The sequence below is a fragment of the Sphingobium sp. TomTYG74 genome (genome assembly GCF_055393875.1).
Map to the genome: position 1 here is coordinate 256,342 of NZ_AP027341.1, position 19,085 is coordinate 275,426.

The window sequence follows — 19,085 nt, forward strand, 5'->3', positions numbered from 1 at the left end:
CGCGCATGGGCCAGCCCAAGGTCGATAAACTCGTCACCGCGATCGACATCGGATCGTGGAAGGTTTCCGCGCTTATTGCTGGCCGGACCGAAACGGGTGAATTGGCCATTTTGGGCACGGGCCAACGGGAAAGCCGTGGTGTACGGCGGGGCTTCATCGCCGACATGGAGCGCACCGAGTTGGCGGTACGCGAAACGGTCGAGCAGGCGGAACGCGTCGCGGGCACCAACATCGAGGACGTGTGGGTCAGCTTTTCGGGCGGTAGTCTGGTCAGCGACGTTGTGACGGTTGAGCGCGACATGGGCGGTTATCGCGTCGAGCAGCCCGACATCGACGATCTTCTCGCGACCGGTCAGCAGGGCATCGATCCCGATGGGCGGGTCGTCCTCCATGCCCAGCCAACCTGCTTCACCATCAATGGCAAGGTACCGGTGAAAAAGCCGCTCGGCATGCATGCGGACCTGTTGGGCGTCGATATCCACGTCGTGCTGGCGGATGGCGCGCCGCTCGCCAACCTCGACCTGTGCGTGCGCGGGGCCTATCTCAACGTCAATTCGATTGTCGCTTCGCCGATCGCGACAGGCCTTGCTTGCCTTTCCGAAGAGGAAAGGGACCTCGGCGTCGCGCTGGTGGAATTGGGCGCGGGCGTGACCAACGTCTCGCTCTACGCGGGCGGCATGCTGGTTGGCCTGCACAGCATCCCAATCGGCGCCTCGGACATCACCGACGACATCGCCTCAGCCTTCGGCATTCGCCGCAGCCAGGCTGAGCGCATCAAATGCTTTTACGGTTCGGCCATGCAGAACCGCCGCGACTTCCGCGAGATGATCGAGATCGCGGCGCCTCATGGCGACGTGGCCGTGCCGGGCCAAAGCGCAGGTCCCAATGCGGACGGCGGCAAGATCACACGGGCCGCGCTGGTCGCCGTCATCTGCGAACGGCTGAACCAGTTGATGACGGAAATCAACGCGGCGCTCGCGGGCATGGGTTTCAACACGCCGACCGGGCGTCAGGTCGTGCTGACCGGTGGCGGTGCGGAAATGAAGGGCATTGCCGACTATGCGCAGGGTGCGCTCGGCCGGGCCGTCCGCATCGGCAGGCCTCGGGGATTGGCCGCATTGCCCGAAGCACATAGCGGCCCTGCCTTCGCAACGCTGGCCGGTCTGGCGCTTTACGGCGCATCGAACCCGGTTGATCTTAGAACGATAGCGCCTGCGCCCCAGACCGTTCATCGTATCAATGCGCCGCTATGGTGGCAGCGGATGGTGCGGGCGATGAAGACAAACTATTGAATAAATCTAAAGCCAGACGAACTTTGCTAGTGAAATACGCTATTTTCTGTTGCATTAACTTTCGATGACAGTTTCGCTCATGTCGCCGAAGCTGGAGGGAGCTAGAATTTATGAGCATTGAGATCAGCCCACCGCATGTGGACGAGTTGAAGCCTCGCATCGCGGTGATCGGCGTAGGCGGCGCGGGCGGCAACGCCATCGCGAACATGATCGCCGCGTCGGTTGAGGGCGTGGATTTCATCGTCGCCAACACCGACGCGCAGGCGCTGAACGCCTCGCCCGCCGAGCGCCGTATTCAACTTGGCCCGCAGATCACCGAAGGTCTGGGCGCAGGTTCGCGTCCGGAAATCGGCAAAGCGGCGGCTGAGGAAACTATCGTCTCGGTCGAAGAAGCGCTGAACGGCGCGCATATGTGCTTTATCGCCGCTGGCATGGGCGGCGGCACCGGAACCGGCGCTGCGCCCGTCATCGCCAAGGCGGCGCGCGACAAGGGCATCCTGACCGTCGGCGTGGTGACCAAGCCCTTCACCTTCGAGGGCAATCGCCGCATGAAGTCGGCCGAGAGTGGCATCGAGGAACTGCAAAAGCATGTCGATACCCTCATCGTCATCCCGAACCAGAACCTGTTCCTGATCGCCAACCCCAACACCACCTTCAAAGAAGCCTTCCAGATGGCTGACGAGGTGTTGCAGCAGGGCGTTCGTGGCATCACCGACCTCATGGTCATGCCGGGCCTCATCAACCTCGACTTTGCCGACGTCCGTTCAGTGATGGGCGAGATGGGCAAGGCGATGATGGGTACGGGCGAAGCCGAGGGCGACGGCCGTGCGCTTCAGGCGGCGGAAAAGGCGATCGCCAACCCGCTGCTGGACGGCGTGTCGATGCGCGGCGCGAAGGGCGTTATCGTTTCCATCGTGGGTGGCGACGACATGCGCCTGATGGAAGTCGACGAAGCCGCCAATCATATCCGCGAACTGGTTGATCCGGATGCGAACATCATCTGGGGTTCGGCCTTCAATGACGGCCTCAACGGCAAGATCCGCGTTTCGGTTGTTGCCACGGGCATCGACAGCGAAGCGACTGGCGGCGCCGCGCCGCTGACCCAGCCGTTCAGCTTCGCCAGCCGCCCGGCTGTCGCCGTTCCTCCCGCAGCATCGCGTCCGGCCCCGCAGCCCGCTCCTGCTTCAGCGCCCGAAGCCGAGCCCGAAACGCTCGAACTCGATGTGCCTGCCGCGCCTGAACCTGCGCCGATCGCCGCGCCGGTCGAGGAGCGGGCCGCCGCAGCGCCCCGGCCTGCCCCGGCGGCTGCCTCCGCGCGTCCTGCTGCCGTGTTTTCGGATGAGGACCCGTCGCAGGATGAACTGCTGCTCGGCGCAGAGGAAGTCGAAGCACAGCCTGCACCGGCTCCCGCTCCCGCGCCTCAGGCTGCGCCGCGCGCCGCTTCTGGCGGAACCCTGTTCGAACGTATGGCCGGTCTCACGCGGGGTTCCGACAAGAATGCCGGACTGAGCGATGATGCCGGATCGACGCCCGACATTCCGCGCTTCCTCAACCGTCAAAGCAACCAGTAAGACGGCGGTCCATAGGCTGTTTTATGTTTTTAAGCGCGCCATCGACTGCATCGGGCGGTCGGGCGCGCTTTATCTTTCGGTAAATTTCCCATTCACGCATCGATCCGGTAAAGGGCTAGTGTGAAACGCTCAGCTTTATGGATCCTTGGCGGCCTGCTCCTGACAGGAACCGCCCAGGCACAGCCCGCCCAGATTCAGTCGATCAGGCCGTCAGGCGCTGAAAATCTCAGCCGGAATCTGTCTCGCCTCGCATCCAATCCCCGCGACGTCGATGCGTTGATCGGCGCGGGTGAGGCTGCGATCGAGATGGACGACATGCGCGCTGCGGCGGGCTTCTTCTCGCGTGCCGACGCGATCCAGCCGAATAATGGGCGCGTGAAGGCCGGTCTTGGCCGGGCCGCGCTCAAAGCGCAAAATCCCGCCGAAGCCTTGCGCTTGTTCGATCAGGCTACACGCCTTGGCTACGGCGAGGCGACGCTGTTGGCGGATCGTGGCCTTGCACGGGACATGACCGGCGATCAGGCCGGGGCGCAGCGGGATTATCAGGCCGCGCTCAAGCGTGCCCCTGACGATGCCGAACTAACCTATCGCTATGCCGCGTCGCTGGGGATTTCGGGTCAGGTCGATGCAGCTGAAAAGACGCTCCAGCCGCTGCTGTACAAAAGCGATCGCGCCGCATGGCGATACCGCGCGTTCATCCTTGCGATGAACAACAAGCAGGCCGAAGCACGAAAGATCGCCAGCCAGACCTTGCCCGCGCAACTTGCCGCAGCTTTGGCGCCCTATATGGAGAAGATGCCCTATCTCACCCCGGCGCAGAAAGCGGCGGCGGTGCATTTCGGTCACTTCCCGACCAATGTGGGGACGTCGCTGGCGGCTGCGACGCCCCGGCCTTCCGCGCCAGCGGTGGCCCCGGCTCCAGTTCAGGCAGCGCCCCCGGCCCCCGCGCAGCCCGCCATCCCGGCGGCGCGCGCACAACTGCCACAGCCAACCCGGCCTTCGATAGCGGTCAAGCCAACGCCCCCCGCGCCGTCCGCCCGCCCGGCGCCTGCCAGCCCCGCGCCCTCCACTTTCGCGCAGACATCAACTGAAACACGCCCGGCACAGGTACAGGGGCCGCCTGACCCGCTTCCGGCGCCGTCCGCCCGCCCGGCCGCCTCGCTGGCCGCTCCCGCAAGCCAGCCCCGCGCCCCTGCGCAAGCATCCGTTTCAGCGCCGCAGCAGACCGCTGCCGCCGCCCCCGTCCAGCGCCAGCAACCCGATCCGCAAGCGACCCGGACATTGGCCGACATCATCCATGCCATTGACGTCCCCGAATCCGAACGCCAGGCGAGCGTAGCCGCTGTCGACCTGTCCGAGATCGAAGCGCTTCAGGCCGCCCGCCGCGCAGAACGGCAGGCCGCCGCCGACAAGGCGAAGAAGGCAACCACGGCGGCCAAGGAAAAGGCCGACGCTGCAGCCAAGGCCAAAGCGAAAGCCGAAGCTGACGCCAAGGCGAAGAAAGCCGCCGAGGAAAAGGCGCGGCTTGCCGCCAATCCTTCGCGCAATTGGGTGCAGATCGGCACGGGTGCCAATCGCAATGCACTGGGCTTCACGCTCAAGGCTCTTCGCCGGAAATATGACGCTGTTGCGCCGCAGGACGGCTGGGTCGCCAGCTGGGGCCGCACCAACCGTCTGCTGATCGGTCCCTTCGCCAGCTTCACGCGCGCCAAGACGGTGGAAGCGAAGCTGAAGTCCGCCGGTGCCGATGCCTTCGCCTGGCAAAGCGACGCGGGCGAGGTGGTCGAACAGCTCGGAGGCAAGTAAGGGCGTCCGATGACGACGCTCGCCCCCTATGCCGCGCACCCTGCCCGAAGCCGTGGCCGCCTGCATCCCGAAGCGGGAGGCGAGACGCGCGGCCCCCGTGACATCTTCCAGCGCGATCGCGATCGCATCATCCATTCCATCGCCTTCCGTAGGTTGCGGCACAAAACGCAAGTATTCGTGTCCCCCGATGGCGATCATTTCCGTGTCCGCCTGACCCACAGTCTGGAGGTGGCGCAGATCGGCCGGACGACAGCGCGCACTCTGGGCCTCAATGAAGATCTGACCGAGGCGCTGTGCCTTGCCCATGATATCGGCCACCCGCCCTTCGGCCATGCGGGCGAAGATGCGTTGGAAGCGGCGCTGGATGATCATGGCGGCTTCGATCATAATGCGCACACCCTGCGGACGCTCATGTTGCTTGAATCGCCTTATCCCTGTTTCCAGGGGCTTAATCTCAGTTGGGAGATGCTGGAGGGTCTTGCCAAGCATAATGGTCCTGTCGATCATCCCGGCTGGGCGATGCGGGAAGTCGATGCGCTCTTTCCGCTGGAGCTATCCTCTCATGCCTCGCTGGAGGCGCAACTGGCGGCGATCGCCGACGATATCGCTTATGACAATCACGACATTGACGATGGCCTGCGCGCTGGGTTGCTGACGCTGGATCAGCTGCTTGCCGTGCCCGTCGTCAAACATTGCTGGGACCGGGTGCGCGCCCGCTATCCGGACATCCCGCAGGATCGCCTGCTTCGCGAACTGGTGCGTGAACAGATCGGCCTCATGGCAAACGATCTCATCGCTTCCACCCGGCGGAACATCGCCGAGGCCCGCGTTGAAACGGTCGAGGATGTGCGATCCGCCGGACGCCCTCTGGTCTGCTTCTCGCCTGAACTCGCCGCGCAGGAACGCGACCTGAAGCGCTTCATGTACGCGTCGCTCTATCACCATCCATCGCAACTCGCCGCCGCGAACCGTGCGCGGATCATCGTGCGCGACCTGTTCCGGGCTTATCAGCAGCAACCGGAACTCATGCCATCCGAATGGCAGGACGAGCGTCTACTGAATGAGCCGGGTCGCAGCAGGCATATAGGCGACTTCATCGCGGGCATGACTGATCGTTATGCGGAAAAGCGCCATGCGGAAATTTTCGGAGAGATGGCACTCGTCTGAACGCACCCCATTTTCAAGACCATCACTACGAGCCAGCCGATTGAGCAATTGACGGCGCCTCCCATTTCCCGCAATGCGAGAGGGTCACCGGCGCCCGATAGATTCGGGTCCGGACATGATGCGGGAGAGCATGGGAAGCCTTTCAGGCCACCCCGTCGCCGAAGGAGCAACCGCCCCGGAATCTCTCAGGCTAAAGGACCGCATCATGGGCAGGCACTCTGGAAAGCGGACGGGTCATTCCGTCCCACCGAAGGGGTAAGCCATCCGGTCGCTGGGCCGGTGGTCAAAGCTCTCAGGTTCCGTGACAGAGGGGGTGGCAGACGCCGGGATTCCGACTCCGGATCATTAGTCTGTCGCCATGACCCTTGCCACGAAAGGCCGCTCTCATGTCCGGCAATGACGACATCGCCCATATCGAAGAAGAATTGCCGCTGCAGGACTTGCCGCTCGACGCCTGGCATCGCGACAAGGGTGCGCGCATGGTCGGCTTTGCGGGCTATCATATGCCCATCCAATATGAAGGCATCATGGCCGAACATGGCTGGACTCGCGAGCATGCTGGGCTGTTCGACGTCAGCCATATGGGTCAGCTCACCTTTTCCGGTGAAGGCGTTGACGAGGCGCTGGAGCATTTGCTGCCCAGCGACATCAAGGGTCTGAAGCCCTTTCGCCAGCGTTACTCGATGCTGCTTGATCAAGAGGGCGGCATCCTTGACGACCTCATGGTCTCGCGCCTTGGTGCGGGGGCGTTTGACGGCGCGGACATCTATATGGTCGTCAATGGCGCGACCAAATATGACGATATGGGCTGGATGATCGAACATCTGCCTGATGAGGTCGTCATGAACCATATGGACGAGCAGGCGCTGCTCGCCCTGCAGGGTCCTGAAGCGGGCGAGGCGCTGGCCAGCCTGATCCCCGGCACCGCCGACCTCATTTTCATGCAGTCGGGCCTTTTCACCTGGCGCGGCGTTCCGCTGTGGGTCAGCCGTTCGGGTTATACCGGCGAAGACGGGTTCGAAATCAGCGTTCCCGCCGCAGACGCCGTGCTGCTGGCCGATGCGCTATGCGCCCTGCCCCAGGTAAAGCCGATCGGGCTGGGCGCGCGCGATTCGCTTCGGCTTGAGGCTGGCCTTCCTCTTTACGGCCACGACCTGACGCCCGCTGTCAGCACCATCGGCGCGGATCTTGGCTTTGCCATCCAGAAGCGCCGCCGGGAGGAGGGCGGCTTCATCGGTCATGCGCGGGTTATGAAGGAACTGGCCGATGGGCCGGGCTCGAAGCGCGTGGGCCTGAAGATCGAAGGCCGACTGCCCGCCCGCGAAGGCGCGCCCATCTTCGCCGATGGTGTCAAGGTGGGAGAGGTCACCTCTGGCGGCTTTGCGCCAACCGTGGGCGCTCCCATCGCCATGGGCTGGGTCAGTCTGCCGCACAGCGCCATCGACACCGCGCTGGAAATCGAAGTGCGCGGCAAGCGCATCGCCGCCACCGTCGCGCCTATGCCGTTTGTGCCGCATCGTTACCGCCGCAAGGCCTGAATTTCCTGGTTTTTTGTTGGTCGTGATTTTCAAGTAAATCACTCCGAGGGGAGCAGTAAAATGAGCCGTTATTTCACCGACGAACATGAATGGATCGACGTAGAGGGCGAGATCGCCACCGTCGGCATCACCGATTATGCGCAGGAGCAGTTGGGCGACATCGTGTTCGTCGAACTGCCTGTGGAGGGCGCAACGTTCGAAAAGGGCGACGATGCCGCCGTCGTTGAATCCGTGAAGGCCGCTTCGGACGTCTATGCGCCGATTTCCGGCGAGGTCGTCGAAGCAAATGGCGCGCTGGAGGAAGAGCCCGCCCTTGTGAACAGCGATGCCGAAGAGGATGGCTGGTTCTTCAAGCTGCGCATCGCCGACGCGAGCGAGCTGGAAGGACTGATGAACGAAGCCGCCTACAAAAAGTTCGTGGCCTCGCTTTGAGAACCAAATAGCCCCTCCCCTTCAGGGGAGGGGTTGGAGTGGGGGATCGCCCAACGCACTGTGCCCGGCGGTAAGCCCCCACCCCCGGCCCCTCCCCTGAAGGGGAGGGGAGAGGAGATATGAATGCGCTACCTACCCCTTACCGACACAGACAGGCAGGACATGCTGTCCGTCATCGGCGCGTCTTCGGTCGATGACCTGTTCGTGGACGTGCCCGCCGAGGCCCGCCTTTCCGGCAAGATCGCGGGACTGCCCGATCATGCCAGCGAACTGGCGGTGGAGCGCCACATGGCGGCCCTCGCGCGGAAAAACCTGTCGGCGGGGGAGGCGCCTTTCTTCCTGGGCGCGGGCGCATATCGGCATCATGTTCCCGCCAGCGTCGATCATCTGATCCAGCGCGGTGAGTTCCTGACCGCCTACACGCCCTACCAGCCCGAAATCGCGCAGGGCACTTTGCAGGTGCTGTTCGAATTCCAGACGCAGGTCGCGCGTCTGCTGGGCTGCGATGTCGCCAACGCCTCCATGTATGACGGCTCGACCGCCTGCTGGGAAGCGATCGGCATGGCCCGCCGCATCACCAAGCGTGGCAAGGCGATCCTGTCCTCTGGTCTGCATCCCCATTATGTCTCGGTGGCGAACACCATGGCGAAGTTCACCGGCGACGCGCTGGTGCATCAGGCGCCTACGCTCGACGCTGCCACCGATATCGATGCGCTGATCGCCGGGATCGACAAGGATACGAGCTGCGTCGTCGTTCAATATCCCGACATTCTCGGTCGTATTGCCGACCTGACACCGCTCGCCGACGCCGCCCATGCGGTAGGCGCGTTGCTGGTTGCGGTGGTGACCGAGCCGGTAGCGCTGGGCGCAATTCGCGCGCCGGGCCATATGGGCGCGGACATCGTCGTGGGCGAAGGCCAGTCCATCGGCGTAGGCCTCCAGTTCGGCGGTCCTTATCTCGGCCTCTTCGCGTGCAAGCAGAAGTATGTCCGCCAGATGCCCGGTCGCCTTTGTGGCGAGACCGTGGATGCTGCGGGCAAGCGTGGCTTCGTGCTGACCCTTTCGACCCGCGAGCAGCACATCCGGCGAGAAAAGGCGACATCGAACATCTGCACCAATTCGGGCCTCTGCGCGCTGGCGTTCAGCATCCATATGACGCTGCTGGGCGAAAAGGGTCTGCGGGACCTCGCGACGCTCAACCATGGCCTCGCCGTTCAGGCAGCCGAGCGTCTGGCACAGGTGCCGGGCGTCAAGCTGCTCAACGACAGCTTCTTCAACGAGTTCACGCTGGTCCTGTCGAAAGATGCCCGCGATGTCGTCCGCAATCTCGCCGACAAGGGCGTGCTTGGCGGCGTTTCTCTCGGCCGCTTGTTCCCGGATGCGGCGGAGATCGGCAACGGTCTGGTCGTCGCCGTCACAGAGACCGTGACGCCGGAGGATATCGAAGCCTTTGCCCAGGCGCTTGAGGAGGAACTGGCATGACTATGCTCAAGGAAGGCCGCCCCACTGCGCCTCAAGCCATCACCGGAGCCGATAGCGCCCCCGTAACCGCCACGGGCAACCGCGCGCTGATGCTGGAAGAAGCCCTGATCTTCGAGATCGGATCGACCGAAACCACCGGCGTTGACTTCGCCGATGCCCCCAAGGTCGCCAGCCGCCTCGGCAATCTCGCTCGCACCGACGCCATCGGCTTGCCCGGCCTGTCGGAGCAGGAGACGGTGCGCCATTACACCCGCCTCAGCCGCCAGAATTACGCCATCGACCTTGGCCTGTTCCCGCTGGGCAGCTGCACGATGAAGCACAACCCGCGCCTCAATGAAAAGGTCGCGCGGATGCCCGGTTTTGCCGACCTTCACCCACTTGCCCCGCAGTCGACGGTGCAAGGCGCGCTGGCGGTGATCCATGAACTCGCCGAATGGCTGATCAAGCTGACCGGCATGCACTCGGTCGCGATGAGCCCCAAGGCGGGCGCGCATGGCGAACTGTGCGGCCTGCTCGCGATCCGCGCCGCGCTCGAAGCCCGTGGCGACGCGCGCAGTGTCATCCTGGTCCCGGAAAGCGCGCACGGCACCAACCCGGCGACCGCAGCCTTCTGCGGCTATAAGGTCGAAGATATTCCCGCGACCCCCGATGGCCGCGTCGATCTGGCGGCTCTCAAGGCGCGCCTCGGCCCGGACGTCGCGGCGGTGATGATCACCAACCCCAACACCTGCGGCCTGTTCGAGCGCGACATGAAGACCATTTCCGACGCGGTCCATGCCGCCGGGGCCTTCGTCTATTGCGACGGCGCGAACTTCAACGCCATCGTCGGCCGGGTTCGCCCCGGCGACCTCGGCGTCGATGCGATGCACATCAACCTGCACAAGACCTTCTCGACACCCCATGGTGGCGGCGGTCCTGGATCCGGCCCGGTCGTGCTGTCGGAGGCGCTGACTCCCTTCGCTCCGCTGCCCTTCGTGGAAAAGCAGGACGGCCAGTTCGTCCTGGTCGAGGAAGAAACCGCCGGTGAACATCATGCCAGCAGTTTCGGCCGCATGGTCGCCTTCCACGGCCAGATGGGCATGTTCACCCGCGCGCTGACCTATATCCTCAGCCACGGCGCGGACGGCCTGCGTCAGGTCGCGAGCGACGCGGTGCTGAACGCCAACTACATTCTACGTAGCCTGGACGATGTGCTGGACGCACCGTTCGGGCAAAGCGGCCCTTGCATGCATGAGGCGCTGTTTAGCGACAAGGGGCTCGCCGAAGGCTTCACCACGCTCGACATCGCGAAGGGCTTGATCGACGAAGGCTTCCACCCGATGACCATGTATTTCCCGTTGGTTGTCCACGGTGCGATGCTGGTCGAACCCACCGAAACGGAAAGCAAGGCCGTGCTCGACCAGTTCATCCTCGCGCTGCGCAGCCTGGCTGAACGTGCCAAGGCCGGTGACGAAGCGCTGAAGGGCGCGCCCTATTTCGCGCCCCGCCGCCGCCTTGATGAAACGCTTGCCGCGCGCAAACCTGTCCTTAGCTGGAGCGACCCGGCACTCGCGGAAGCGGCCGAATGACAGACAGGCCGGAGCCGTGGGAACCCGGCTCCGGTCCCGTCGCGTCGGGCAAGCGCTATGCGCCCGCGACGCAGCGCAATCGCGACGCCATCCTTGCGATATTGCGTGAGGCGCTCCCGCCCGTTGGCCTGGTGCTGGAGGTGGCGAGTGGTAGCGGCGAACATGCCTGCTATTTCGCGGCGGCGCTGCCCGCCCTCGAATGGCAGCCGAGCGACCCCGATCCCGTTGCGCTGGCATCGATCGAGGCATGGCGCGCCGAGGCGCAGCTTCCGAACCTTCGCGCCCCCATCAGACTTGATGCCGCCGCCGCATGGCCGGTCACAACAGCTGACGCGATCCTTTGCATCAACATGACCCATATCAGCCCATGGGCGGCGACCCTTGGCCTGATGGCGGGGGCGGGGAGGGCGCTGCCGCCGGGCGGATTGCTCTACCTCTATGGGCCGTTCATCCGCGATGATGTGGACACCGCGCCCAGCAATCTTGCCTTCGACGCCTCGCTAAAGGCGCGCGATCCGCAATGGGGCTTGCGCCGCGTCGAGGATGTTGTCGCAGCCGCAGGGGCGAGCGGGCTGGCGTTGGAGCGGCTTGTGGAAATGCCCGCCAACAATCTGTCGCTGTTGTTCCGAAGGGCTTCTTCCTGAAAGCCGGCCCGCGCTGACCCTTCGACAAGCTTAGGCCGAACGGATATGGGAAGCGCAATGCCCAATCAACTCCTGCCCCTTGTGACCGCCGAACTCACCGCGCCCGCCGATCCACGCGCGGCGGCGATGGGCGGGGCTCTGGCGGCGCAATATCCGCATGCCGCCCGCGCCGTGCTCTTTTACGGCTCCTGTCTGCGTGAGCAGAATCTCGACGGGCTGATGCTCGATTTCTACCTTATCGTGTCGGACTATCGCGCGGCCTATGGAAAGCGCTGGCTCGCCACGGCCAACCGGCTGATCCCGCCCAATGTCTTTCCGTTCGAACATAATGGCCTGATGGCGAAATATGCTGTGCTGTCGGAAGCGGACTTCGCGCGCCTCAACGGCCCAGCCGCTGACAATGTCTCGGTCTGGGCGCGCTTTGCCCAACCCTCCCGGCTGCTGTGGGCAGCGGACGACCTCGCCCGGCAGCGAGCGATCAGCGCAGTTGCGGGCGCCGCGCCCACCTTGCTGTCGCTCGCCCGCCCCATGACGGACGCGCAGGACGCGCTGTCGATCTGGAAAGCTGGCTTTACGCTCACCTACAACGCCGAATTGCGGGCGGAGAAGAAGGGGCGTTCGGTTTCGATCGTCGATGCCGACCCCGATCGTTATCGCCGCTTCGGAGAAGCCGCCTTGGCACAGGGCCTGCCGCCATCGCCGCCGAAACCCGCCAAGCATTGGCGCGCGCTGCAACGACGCGGCAAATATCTGTCCGTCATTCGCCTGGCAAAGGCCAGCTTCACCTATGCGAGCGGCATCGATTATCTGGCGTGGAAGATCAACCGCCATGCCGGAACCGCGATCCAGATAAAGCCCTGGCAGCGCCGCTGGCCCCTGATCGGCGCGCTTACTCTGCTGCCGCGGCTGTTCCGGGGTGGTGCGATCCGCTAAGCGCGTTGGACAGCGCGTGTGACAGGCCCTTCAGTGTGTAAGGCTTGCGCAACACCTCATGTCCGCCAAAGTCAGTGCCCTCCGCAATGTCCCCCGCATAACCGGTGACGAACAACACTGGCAGGCTGGCATAGGCGGCGGGTAGGGTGCGGACCATTTCCGGGCCGGTCATTTCTGGCATCAGCACGTCGCTTATGATCAGGCCGATGTCGCGATGGCTCGTCAGCAGCTTCGCCGCTTTCGACGGATGATCGCAGGCAACGGGCAAATGGCCCAGTTCCGCGAGAGCCGCCATCGTCTGGTTCAGCACGCGGGGATCATCCTCCACCACCAATATGCGTGTCGGCGGATGCAGTACCGGTTCGCGTTCGGGCAGCGACGGGTCCGTTTGTAGCGCGCTGTCGGCCACTGCCTTGCGCGGCAGATATAGGGAAACGCAGGTGCCTTCACCAACCTGGGATTCGATACGGATTTCACCCTGGCTCTGTCGGACGAAGCCGAAAATCTGGCTGAGCCCCAGGCCTGTTCCCTTGCCCACCGGCTTGGTGGTGAAGAAAGGTTCGAACACGCGGGCCAGCACATCGGGCGTCATGCCACAGCCATCGTCCTTGACGCTCAGCGTGACATAATCCCCTTCGGCACATTCGCCGATTTCATGATCCGCCAGATGCACCTGGCCCGTCCCGATCACCAGCCGCCCGCGTCCATCCATCGCGTCCCGCGCATTGACGCACAGGTTGAGAATGGCATTTTCCATCTGATGCTGATCGACGAAGATGCGCCAGCCCTTGGCCTGGTTCTCGATCGCAACGGTGATTTGATCGCCGATCGACCGGTCGATCAACTCCACCATGCCCCTGACCAGAGCGTCAGGGTCCACGGCGCTGGGCAGCAGCGGTTCTGACCGCGCAAAGGCGAGAAGGCGGCGAGTCAGGGCGGCGGCCCGATTGGCGCCTTCCATCGCATTGTCCAGATGACGCGCGGCCTCCTGCGGCTTGAGACGCAATCTGCGCTTGGCCAGTTCCAGTCCGCCGACGACCACCGCCAACATATTGTTGAAGTCATGGGCGATGCCGCCAGTCAGCTGGCCGACCGCGTCCATCTTCTGCATCTGGCGCAGATTTTCTTCGGCCACCGCGCGCTCGGACGTTTCCTTCTTCAATTGTTCATAGGCATCGGACAGCTCGGCCGTGCGCGCCGTCACCGCTTCCTCCAGCCGGTCGGCGCGTTCCGTCTCCATCTCAGCCATGCGTCGCGCGTTGCGCCGCTCTGTATAGGCGGCATTGGCGACCCAAAGCGCGAAGAGGACGCATATCAGCAGCACCAGCCCGAAGAGCCGCGACGTGCGGTCCACAGATTGCGTCCGGTTGCCAGCCAGCTTCACGGCGAGGCTCCGCTCGCGCAGGCGGGCATTTTCAGCCTGGATGACGCGATCCAGCAACGTGGTGATGTGTTTCAGGTCTTCGGATCGCCCAGCCCTGTGGAATTGGGCGAGCGCGGCCATCTTCTGATCATAGGTCGTGCGCAGCCCGATTTCGCTCAGCGTCTTGCCACGCTGTGTGAATGCCTGCTGCAATTCGCGGACATTGGTGCGCTGCCATCCTGACCGGCGGGTGGCGTAGTTCAGCAGCTTGAGCTGGCTGGATGCCGTGCGCCACTGATCCTGAAAGAGACGGCCGACATCGGGATCGAGGCTGATCACATATCGGGCGAGGGTGACTTCGGCGCGTGCCGTCTTGGCTTCAAAAGCTCTGGCCAGGGCGATGATTTCAAAGCTGCGGCGTTGTTCCTGCAACGCTCGTTCATGGTCGCGCGACGCGTTGCTCGCGCTGTAGAGCAGGGTGCCAAGCGCCCCTACCAGCAATATCACGAGGACCAGCGGAAGGAAGCGTCTTACCGCAGCCCGCCAGCCAGAATCCTGGTCGTCCATGTAATAGCTGTCTGCCATTAACCCCAGATCTTAGTCGAACAGCATTACAGACGAAATATCAAGGAATAAAAGGTTCCAACGGGCAGCTACGCTTCACTGCCCTTCTATCTCCTCTTATCGCGGCAATCGTGGCCGCTCGCGATCAGCCGATTGCTCTCGTTGCCTTGCCTGCTGCCTCGAACATGCCGATAATCTGGCCAACCTGCTCGTCGCTATGCTCGGCGCACAGCGAGCAACGGAGCAGGAAGGTCCCTGCCGGTGTGGCGGGCGGGCGCGCCATATTCACATAGAGGCCCAACTCCAGCAGCGCCTGCCACATGGCGACCGCCTGCGTCTGATCCGTCAGGATAACGGCAATGATCGCCGATTGCGGCGTCTCCGTGCCGAGCTTGAAGCCAAGATCGGTAAGGCCCTTGTGCAGCCGCTGGCTATTCTTCCACAGATGTGCGCGCTTTTCGCCCGCGTGCATCAGCTTGCGGATGGACGTTGCGGCGGTCGCGACCACGCTCGGCGGCAGCGAAGCGGTGAAGACATAGGGACGGCAGACGAGGCGCAGCACCTCGAACTTGGGGTGGTTGGATACGCAAAAGCCGCCAACCGTGCCGACCGACTTGGAGAAGGTGCCGACGACGAAGTCGACATCGTTCCCGACGCCTTGCTCCTCATACACGCCGCGGCCATTGGCGCCGAAAAAGCCCATGCCGTGAGCTTCATCGACCAGGATCATGCAGTTGGGATGCTTGCGCACCGCCGCCACCATCTCGGGCAGGGGGGCGACATCGCCCAGCATCGAATAGACGCCTTCCAGTACCACCAGCTTTTGTGCGTCGGCGGGCAAGCGGCCAAGGCGCTTGTCCAGATCCTCGACGCTGTTGTGGCGGAAGCGGACGATTTCCGCATCGCCCAGGAAACAGCCGTCATAGATGGACGCATGGCTGTCGGCATCCAGCACGACATAGTCGCCCCGGCCCGCCAATGTGGAAATCATGCCGAGATTGGCCTGATAGCCGGTCGAAAACACCATGGCACCGGAAGTGCCGTAAAAGTCCATCAGCGCGTTTTCGACTTCCTTATGGCCCTGATAGGTGCCGTTGAGCACGCGGCTGCCGGTCGTTCCTGCACCAAACTCGTCCAACGCCTTCTTGCCCGCCGCGACGACGTCCGGGTCGAAAGTCATGCCCATATAGTTATAGGTGCCGAGCAGGATCGTGTCCTTGCCCTTGATCACCGCCTGGGTGGGGGACTTCACCTCGTCCATCACGATCGCAAAGGGATCGCGCACCCCGGTCGCCAGCAGCGCCTCGCGCTCGGCGATCAGCGGATCGAATTTGGAGAAGAGGTCGCGCGCATCAGCCACTTCGGCGGGCGTGTGGGCGTCGGTGGCGGTTTCAGCAGCGTCGGTCATCGCATATATCCGTTCGGTTCGAGCAGCATCGAGCATGTCGAGATGCGTCAGGCGAAAGTTTTCCCGTCATCTCGACCATCGGTCCTCGGCAAAGGCGAACCGGCTCGATGTGAACGGGGAAGGCTAGATTAGCCCTTCAACTTTGCTACAGCGTCCACAAGCTGGCCGATATTCTCGATCTCAGCCTGCATGTTCATCGTGATGATGATATCGAACTCATCCTCGATCGCTGCGACGAAGTCCATGACGGTCAGGCTGTCCCACTCCAGGTCGCCCGCAAAGCTGGTAGCCTCGCTGAGGTCAACGCCCTTCTTGTTGAAAGGAGCGATCTGCGCGGCGATGCTGTCGAAAATCTGCTGGCGATCCGTCATTATCTGTTCAAAGCTTTCCCATGAAAGGGCGACTTTTGCCCCCAAGTCCCGCCTTTTGGCAAGGGAATAAGGCGGCAATCGGGCAGCATCGCGCCCGATTATGAGCCGCCCCGTGCGCGCCTTTAGCGGAAATTGTCGGCGTAGGCCTGGATCTTCAGCGTCTTGGGCGGCGTCGGGATGAAAGTGTAGCCGATTTCATATCTGTCGGCGTAGGCGCGCGCCGCGTCCAGCGATGGGAAGGTCAGCTTGACCTGGCTCTGCGTATCGCCCGATCCGGCCCAGCCGGTCAGCGGGTCGGGCTTCTTCGCCTCGCTCGGCGCAAATTCCAGCACCCATTTGTCGGTCCGTGCCTTGCCGGACTGAAGGGCGTTCTTCTGAATCTGATAGATGCGCGCAGCCATCGTGGCGTCAAACTCCTGGGAAGGGCGATGCGTCCGTTGCACCAGCGGGCGGGCGGAAGTCAAGGCTTGCCACGGGCATCGGCCCGTTTCGTGCGCAGCGTGGCGGCGGCGCCAGCCGGGTCGTCGGGCCAGGGATGCCGGGGATAGCGCCCGCGCATCTCCTTTGCGACCGCGCTCCAGCTTCCCGACCAGAAACCCGGCAAGTCCCGCGTCGTTTGTATCGGCCGCCCCGCCGGGGATGTGAGGGACAGGACCAGCGGAATACGCCCGCTGCCGACGACCGGATGCTCGGCAAGCCCAAACAGCGCCTGCACCCGAAGCTCTACGCGCGGCCCGCCCTCGGCCGCATAGTCGATCTCATGGCTGCTCCCGGCGGGGGACTGAAATGCCGGAGGAGCCAGCCTGTCGAGCTGCTGTTTGCCATCCCAGCCAATGATGCCCTCCAGAACGCCGGACAATTGCGATCGGTCAATGTCGGACAGTCGCCGCTTGCCCGCGAGCAGGGGCGCCAACCAATCGTCGAGCGTCGCCAGCATCGAAGCATCCGACAGCGCCTCTATGCCTGCAAAGCCAGCCCGCATCCGCAACGACTGCGCCGCATCGGACCAAGGCAGCAGGTCGATCCCGCCCTGCCTGACGCCCTCCAGTAAAGCCGCGACGACAGCCTCCGGGTCCGGCCTGTCGTCCGATCCCGACGACAGTCGTACCGCACCCAGCCGCCTTTCCCGCAGAGCCTCGATCCCTCCGGTTTCCGCCCGGAACCGCACCGTCCGATGTTCCTTCACCCGCCCGCTGAACAGGCGCAGCACTTCTGTTTCGCTGATCGGCGCGGCGGATAGAATGCGCGCCCCAGCCGCGCTACCCTGCACTTCCCCCACCGCGAGCCATTCGTCACGCGCCAGCGGGCTTAACGGATCAAGCCGGAATCCGCGTCCACCAACGCTGGCCCATTCCGCACCATCGGCGGAGCGCCGCTTGGCCACCCGATCAGGAAAGGCCAGCGCAAGACATAGCCCCGCATCATGCTCGCCCGCCGCTGCCTTCTGCCCGGAGCCGACCAGCTTCGCCCACCGCTTCGCCATCGCCCGCGCCGCATCGGCCCGCTTCCCGCTTTCCCGCCGCCAGCGCACGCGCCGTTGCGACAGGTCCACATCCTGCCCGCCAACCCCGCGCTCTCCCAGCAGTACGGCCACCTCCGCCGCGACCTCCGCCAGTCCCAGCTCGCCCGCGCGCACCAGCATATGCCCGATACGCGGCTCCACCGGCAATCGCGCCAGCGCTTTGCCATGCGCCGTGATCCGCCCATCCTCGTCCAGTGCCTCCAGCACCGTCAGCCGCTTGCGCGCCTCATCCAGCGCAGCGGGCGGCGGCGAGTCGAGCCAGCGCAAGCTCGCCGGATCGCTCACCCCCCAAAGTGCGCAATCGAGCAGCAGGCTGGAAAGGTCGCTCTCTAATATCTCGGGCGGATCGAAGGGCGGCATGCCCGCCGTGGCCGCCGCCTCCCACAGCCGATAGGCGACGCCCGGCCGTTGCCTTGCGGCACGCCCCGCGCGCTGGGTCGCAGCCGCCTGGCTCGCCCGCTCCGTGACGAGCCGCGTCACCCCCGCCGCCCGGTCATAACGCGGCCGCCGCGCAAGCCCGGAGTCGATCACAATCCGCACCCCATCAATCGTAAGGCTGGTCTCGGCGATCGATGTGGCAAGGATCACCTTTCGCCGCCCCTCCCGCGAAGGACGGATAGCGGCCCGCTGCGCCGCCGGGTCCAGACTGCCGTGGAGCCGATGCACCTCGACGCCAAGCCCCTCCAGCCGTTCCGCCGTCCGCTCAATCTCCGCCACGCCGGGCAGGAAGGCGAGCAGGTCGCCCTCTGCCTCCTCAGCCAGCGCCCTTCGCACGGCCCCGGCCATCTCATCCTCGATCCGCTTTTCCGCAGCCCTGCCGATATGCCGCAGCTCCAGCGGCTGTATCCGCCCTTCGCTCTCCAGCACCGGCGCATCGTCCAGCAGCGCAGCAAAACGCGCCCCGTCCAGCGTCGCCGACATCGGCACGATGCGCAGGTCCGGCCGCAATGCCGCCTGTGCATCCAGCGCCAATGCCAGGCCAAAGTCGCTGTCCAAACTCCGCTCATGCACTTCATCGAACAGGACCGCCGATACGCCCGCAAGCTCCGGATCATCCTGAATACGGCGGACGAAAATGCCCTCCGTCAAGACCAGCAGGCGGGTCGCGGCCGACTGCCTGCTATCCATCCGCGTCGCATAGCCGACGATCCCGCCCGGCACGCCGCCCATCAGTTCGGCAATGCGCTCTGCCGCCGCGCGAGCCGCCAGCCTGCGGGGGGACAGCAGCAGCACCTGCCCCGTGCACCATGGCTCATCCAGCAGCGCGGGCGCCACCGCCGTCGTCTTGCCTGCTCCCGGCGGCGCGACCAGAACGGCGCTATTCCCCCGCCGCAAGGCGTCCAGCAGCCGGGGAAGGATATCATGGATCGGCAGCGCGGCATTCATGCCTGTCCCTCTCGCGCCAATCGGCATCCGGTGCAATC

Annotated in this window: 15 protein-coding genes and 1 riboswitch; of the genes, 10 read left to right on the forward strand and 5 right to left on the reverse strand. The window is 64.3% G+C overall.

What is annotated here, in order from left to right; genetic code table 11:
• Positions 1-5: 5 nt before the first annotated feature.
• The 10 genes from ftsA (at position 6) to ACZ5TB_RS01425 (ending at position 12,433) form a co-directional block, all read left to right on the forward strand.
• A complete protein-coding gene (gene ftsA, locus ACZ5TB_RS01380) occupies positions 6-1,292 on the forward strand; it encodes a cell division protein FtsA (RefSeq protein WP_464791728.1) in 1,287 nt (428 codons plus the stop codon).
• A 110-nt stretch (positions 1,293-1,402) separates the two neighbouring features.
• On the forward strand, positions 1,403-2,863 hold the full coding sequence (gene ftsZ / locus ACZ5TB_RS01385; RefSeq protein WP_464791729.1) for a cell division protein FtsZ: 1,461 nt from the start codon (positions 1,403-1,405) through the stop codon (positions 2,861-2,863).
• Between the two features lie 120 nt (positions 2,864-2,983).
• Positions 2,984-4,669, forward strand: a complete 1,686-nt coding sequence (locus tag ACZ5TB_RS01390) for a tetratricopeptide repeat protein (protein ID WP_464791730.1) — start codon at positions 2,984-2,986, stop codon at positions 4,667-4,669.
• 9 nt (positions 4,670-4,678) lie between these two features.
• Positions 4,679-5,836, forward strand: a complete 1,158-nt coding sequence (locus ACZ5TB_RS01395; RefSeq protein WP_464791731.1) for a deoxyguanosinetriphosphate triphosphohydrolase — start codon at positions 4,679-4,681, stop codon at positions 5,834-5,836.
• Positions 5,837-5,947: 111 nt separating this feature from the next.
• Positions 5,948-6,047: riboswitch (glycine riboswitch) on the forward strand.
• A gap of 175 nt (positions 6,048-6,222) precedes the next feature.
• On the forward strand, positions 6,223-7,374 hold the full coding sequence (gene gcvT, locus ACZ5TB_RS01400; RefSeq protein WP_464791732.1) for a glycine cleavage system aminomethyltransferase GcvT: 1,152 nt from the start codon (positions 6,223-6,225) through the stop codon (positions 7,372-7,374).
• Positions 7,375-7,434: 60 nt separating this feature from the next.
• Entirely contained in the window at positions 7,435-7,806 is a 372-nt protein-coding gene (gcvH, locus tag ACZ5TB_RS01405; protein WP_464791733.1) for a glycine cleavage system protein GcvH, read from the forward strand.
• Positions 7,807-7,929: 123 nt separating this feature from the next.
• Complete coding sequence (gcvPA, locus tag ACZ5TB_RS01410) at positions 7,930-9,288, forward strand: aminomethyl-transferring glycine dehydrogenase subunit GcvPA (RefSeq protein ID WP_464791734.1); 1,359 nt, start codon at positions 7,930-7,932, stop codon at positions 9,286-9,288.
• A complete protein-coding gene (gene gcvPB, locus ACZ5TB_RS01415; protein ID WP_464791735.1) occupies positions 9,285-10,856 on the forward strand; it encodes an aminomethyl-transferring glycine dehydrogenase subunit GcvPB in 1,572 nt (523 codons plus the stop codon). Before gcvPA ends, gcvPB begins: the two co-directional genes overlap by 4 nt.
• Positions 10,853-11,500 (forward strand): DUF938 domain-containing protein, encoded by a 648-nt coding sequence (locus tag ACZ5TB_RS01420; RefSeq protein ID WP_464791736.1) that lies wholly within the window; start codon positions 10,853-10,855, stop codon positions 11,498-11,500. Before gcvPB ends, ACZ5TB_RS01420 begins: the two co-directional genes overlap by 4 nt.
• Positions 11,501-11,557: 57 nt before the next feature.
• A complete protein-coding gene (locus tag ACZ5TB_RS01425) occupies positions 11,558-12,433 on the forward strand; it encodes a hypothetical protein (RefSeq protein ID WP_464791737.1) in 876 nt (291 codons plus the stop codon).
• Here the strand turns inward: ACZ5TB_RS01425 and ACZ5TB_RS01430 are convergent.
• The 5 genes from ACZ5TB_RS01430 to hrpB form a co-directional block, all read right to left on the reverse strand.
• On the reverse strand, positions 12,390-14,363 hold the full coding sequence (locus ACZ5TB_RS01430) for an ATP-binding protein (RefSeq protein ID WP_464792460.1): 1,974 nt from the start codon (positions 14,361-14,363) through the stop codon (positions 12,390-12,392). The genes ACZ5TB_RS01425 and ACZ5TB_RS01430 overlap by 44 nt on opposite strands.
• 142 nt (positions 14,364-14,505) lie before the next feature.
• Positions 14,506-15,768, reverse strand: coding sequence for a serine palmitoyltransferase (gene spt, locus ACZ5TB_RS01435; protein ID WP_464791738.1), 1,263 nt, complete (start codon positions 15,766-15,768; stop codon positions 14,506-14,508).
• 128 nt (positions 15,769-15,896) lie between these two features.
• Entirely contained in the window at positions 15,897-16,139 is a 243-nt protein-coding gene (locus ACZ5TB_RS01440; RefSeq protein WP_464791739.1) for an acyl carrier protein, read from the reverse strand.
• Between the two features lie 122 nt (positions 16,140-16,261).
• Positions 16,262-16,540 (reverse strand): ETC complex I subunit, encoded by a 279-nt coding sequence (locus tag ACZ5TB_RS01445; RefSeq protein ID WP_196225468.1) that lies wholly within the window; start codon positions 16,538-16,540, stop codon positions 16,262-16,264.
• 59 nt (positions 16,541-16,599) lie between these two features.
• Positions 16,600-19,047 (reverse strand): ATP-dependent helicase HrpB, encoded by a 2,448-nt coding sequence (gene hrpB, locus ACZ5TB_RS01450; protein ID WP_464791740.1) that lies wholly within the window; start codon positions 19,045-19,047, stop codon positions 16,600-16,602.
• Between the last annotated feature and the right edge of the window lie 38 nt (positions 19,048-19,085).

Excerpts from the sequence above, each read along its gene's own strand:
- ACZ5TB_RS01425 (WP_464791737.1), top strand. The coding sequence starts at position 11,558 with ATGCCCAATCAACTCCTGCCCCTTGTGACCGCCGAACTCACCGCGCCC.
- ACZ5TB_RS01440 (WP_464791739.1), bottom strand. The coding sequence starts at position 16,139 with ATGACGGATCGCCAGCAGATTTTCGACAGCATCGCCGCGCAGATCGCT.
- ACZ5TB_RS01395 (WP_464791731.1), top strand. The coding sequence starts at position 4,679 with ATGACGACGCTCGCCCCCTATGCCGCGCACCCTGCCCGAAGCCGTGGC.
- ftsA (WP_464791728.1), top strand. The coding sequence starts at position 6 with ATGGGCCAGCCCAAGGTCGATAAACTCGTCACCGCGATCGACATCGGA.
- spt (WP_464791738.1), bottom strand. The coding sequence starts at position 15,768 with ATGACCGACGCTGCTGAAACCGCCACCGACGCCCACACGCCCGCCGAA.
- hrpB (WP_464791740.1), bottom strand. The coding sequence starts at position 19,047 with ATGAATGCCGCGCTGCCGATCCATGATATCCTTCCCCGGCTGCTGGAC.
- ftsZ (WP_464791729.1), top strand. The coding sequence starts at position 1,403 with ATGAGCATTGAGATCAGCCCACCGCATGTGGACGAGTTGAAGCCTCGC.
- gcvT (WP_464791732.1), top strand. The coding sequence starts at position 6,223 with ATGTCCGGCAATGACGACATCGCCCATATCGAAGAAGAATTGCCGCTG.
- gcvPB (WP_464791735.1), top strand. The coding sequence starts at position 9,285 with ATGACTATGCTCAAGGAAGGCCGCCCCACTGCGCCTCAAGCCATCACC.
- gcvPA (WP_464791734.1), top strand. The coding sequence starts at position 7,930 with ATGCGCTACCTACCCCTTACCGACACAGACAGGCAGGACATGCTGTCC.
- gcvH (WP_464791733.1), top strand. The coding sequence starts at position 7,435 with ATGAGCCGTTATTTCACCGACGAACATGAATGGATCGACGTAGAGGGC.
- ACZ5TB_RS01420 (WP_464791736.1), top strand. The coding sequence starts at position 10,853 with ATGACAGACAGGCCGGAGCCGTGGGAACCCGGCTCCGGTCCCGTCGCG.
- ACZ5TB_RS01430 (WP_464792460.1), bottom strand. The coding sequence starts at position 14,363 with ATGGACGACCAGGATTCTGGCTGGCGGGCTGCGGTAAGACGCTTCCTT.
- ACZ5TB_RS01445 (WP_196225468.1), bottom strand. The coding sequence starts at position 16,540 with ATGGCTGCGCGCATCTATCAGATTCAGAAGAACGCCCTTCAGTCCGGC.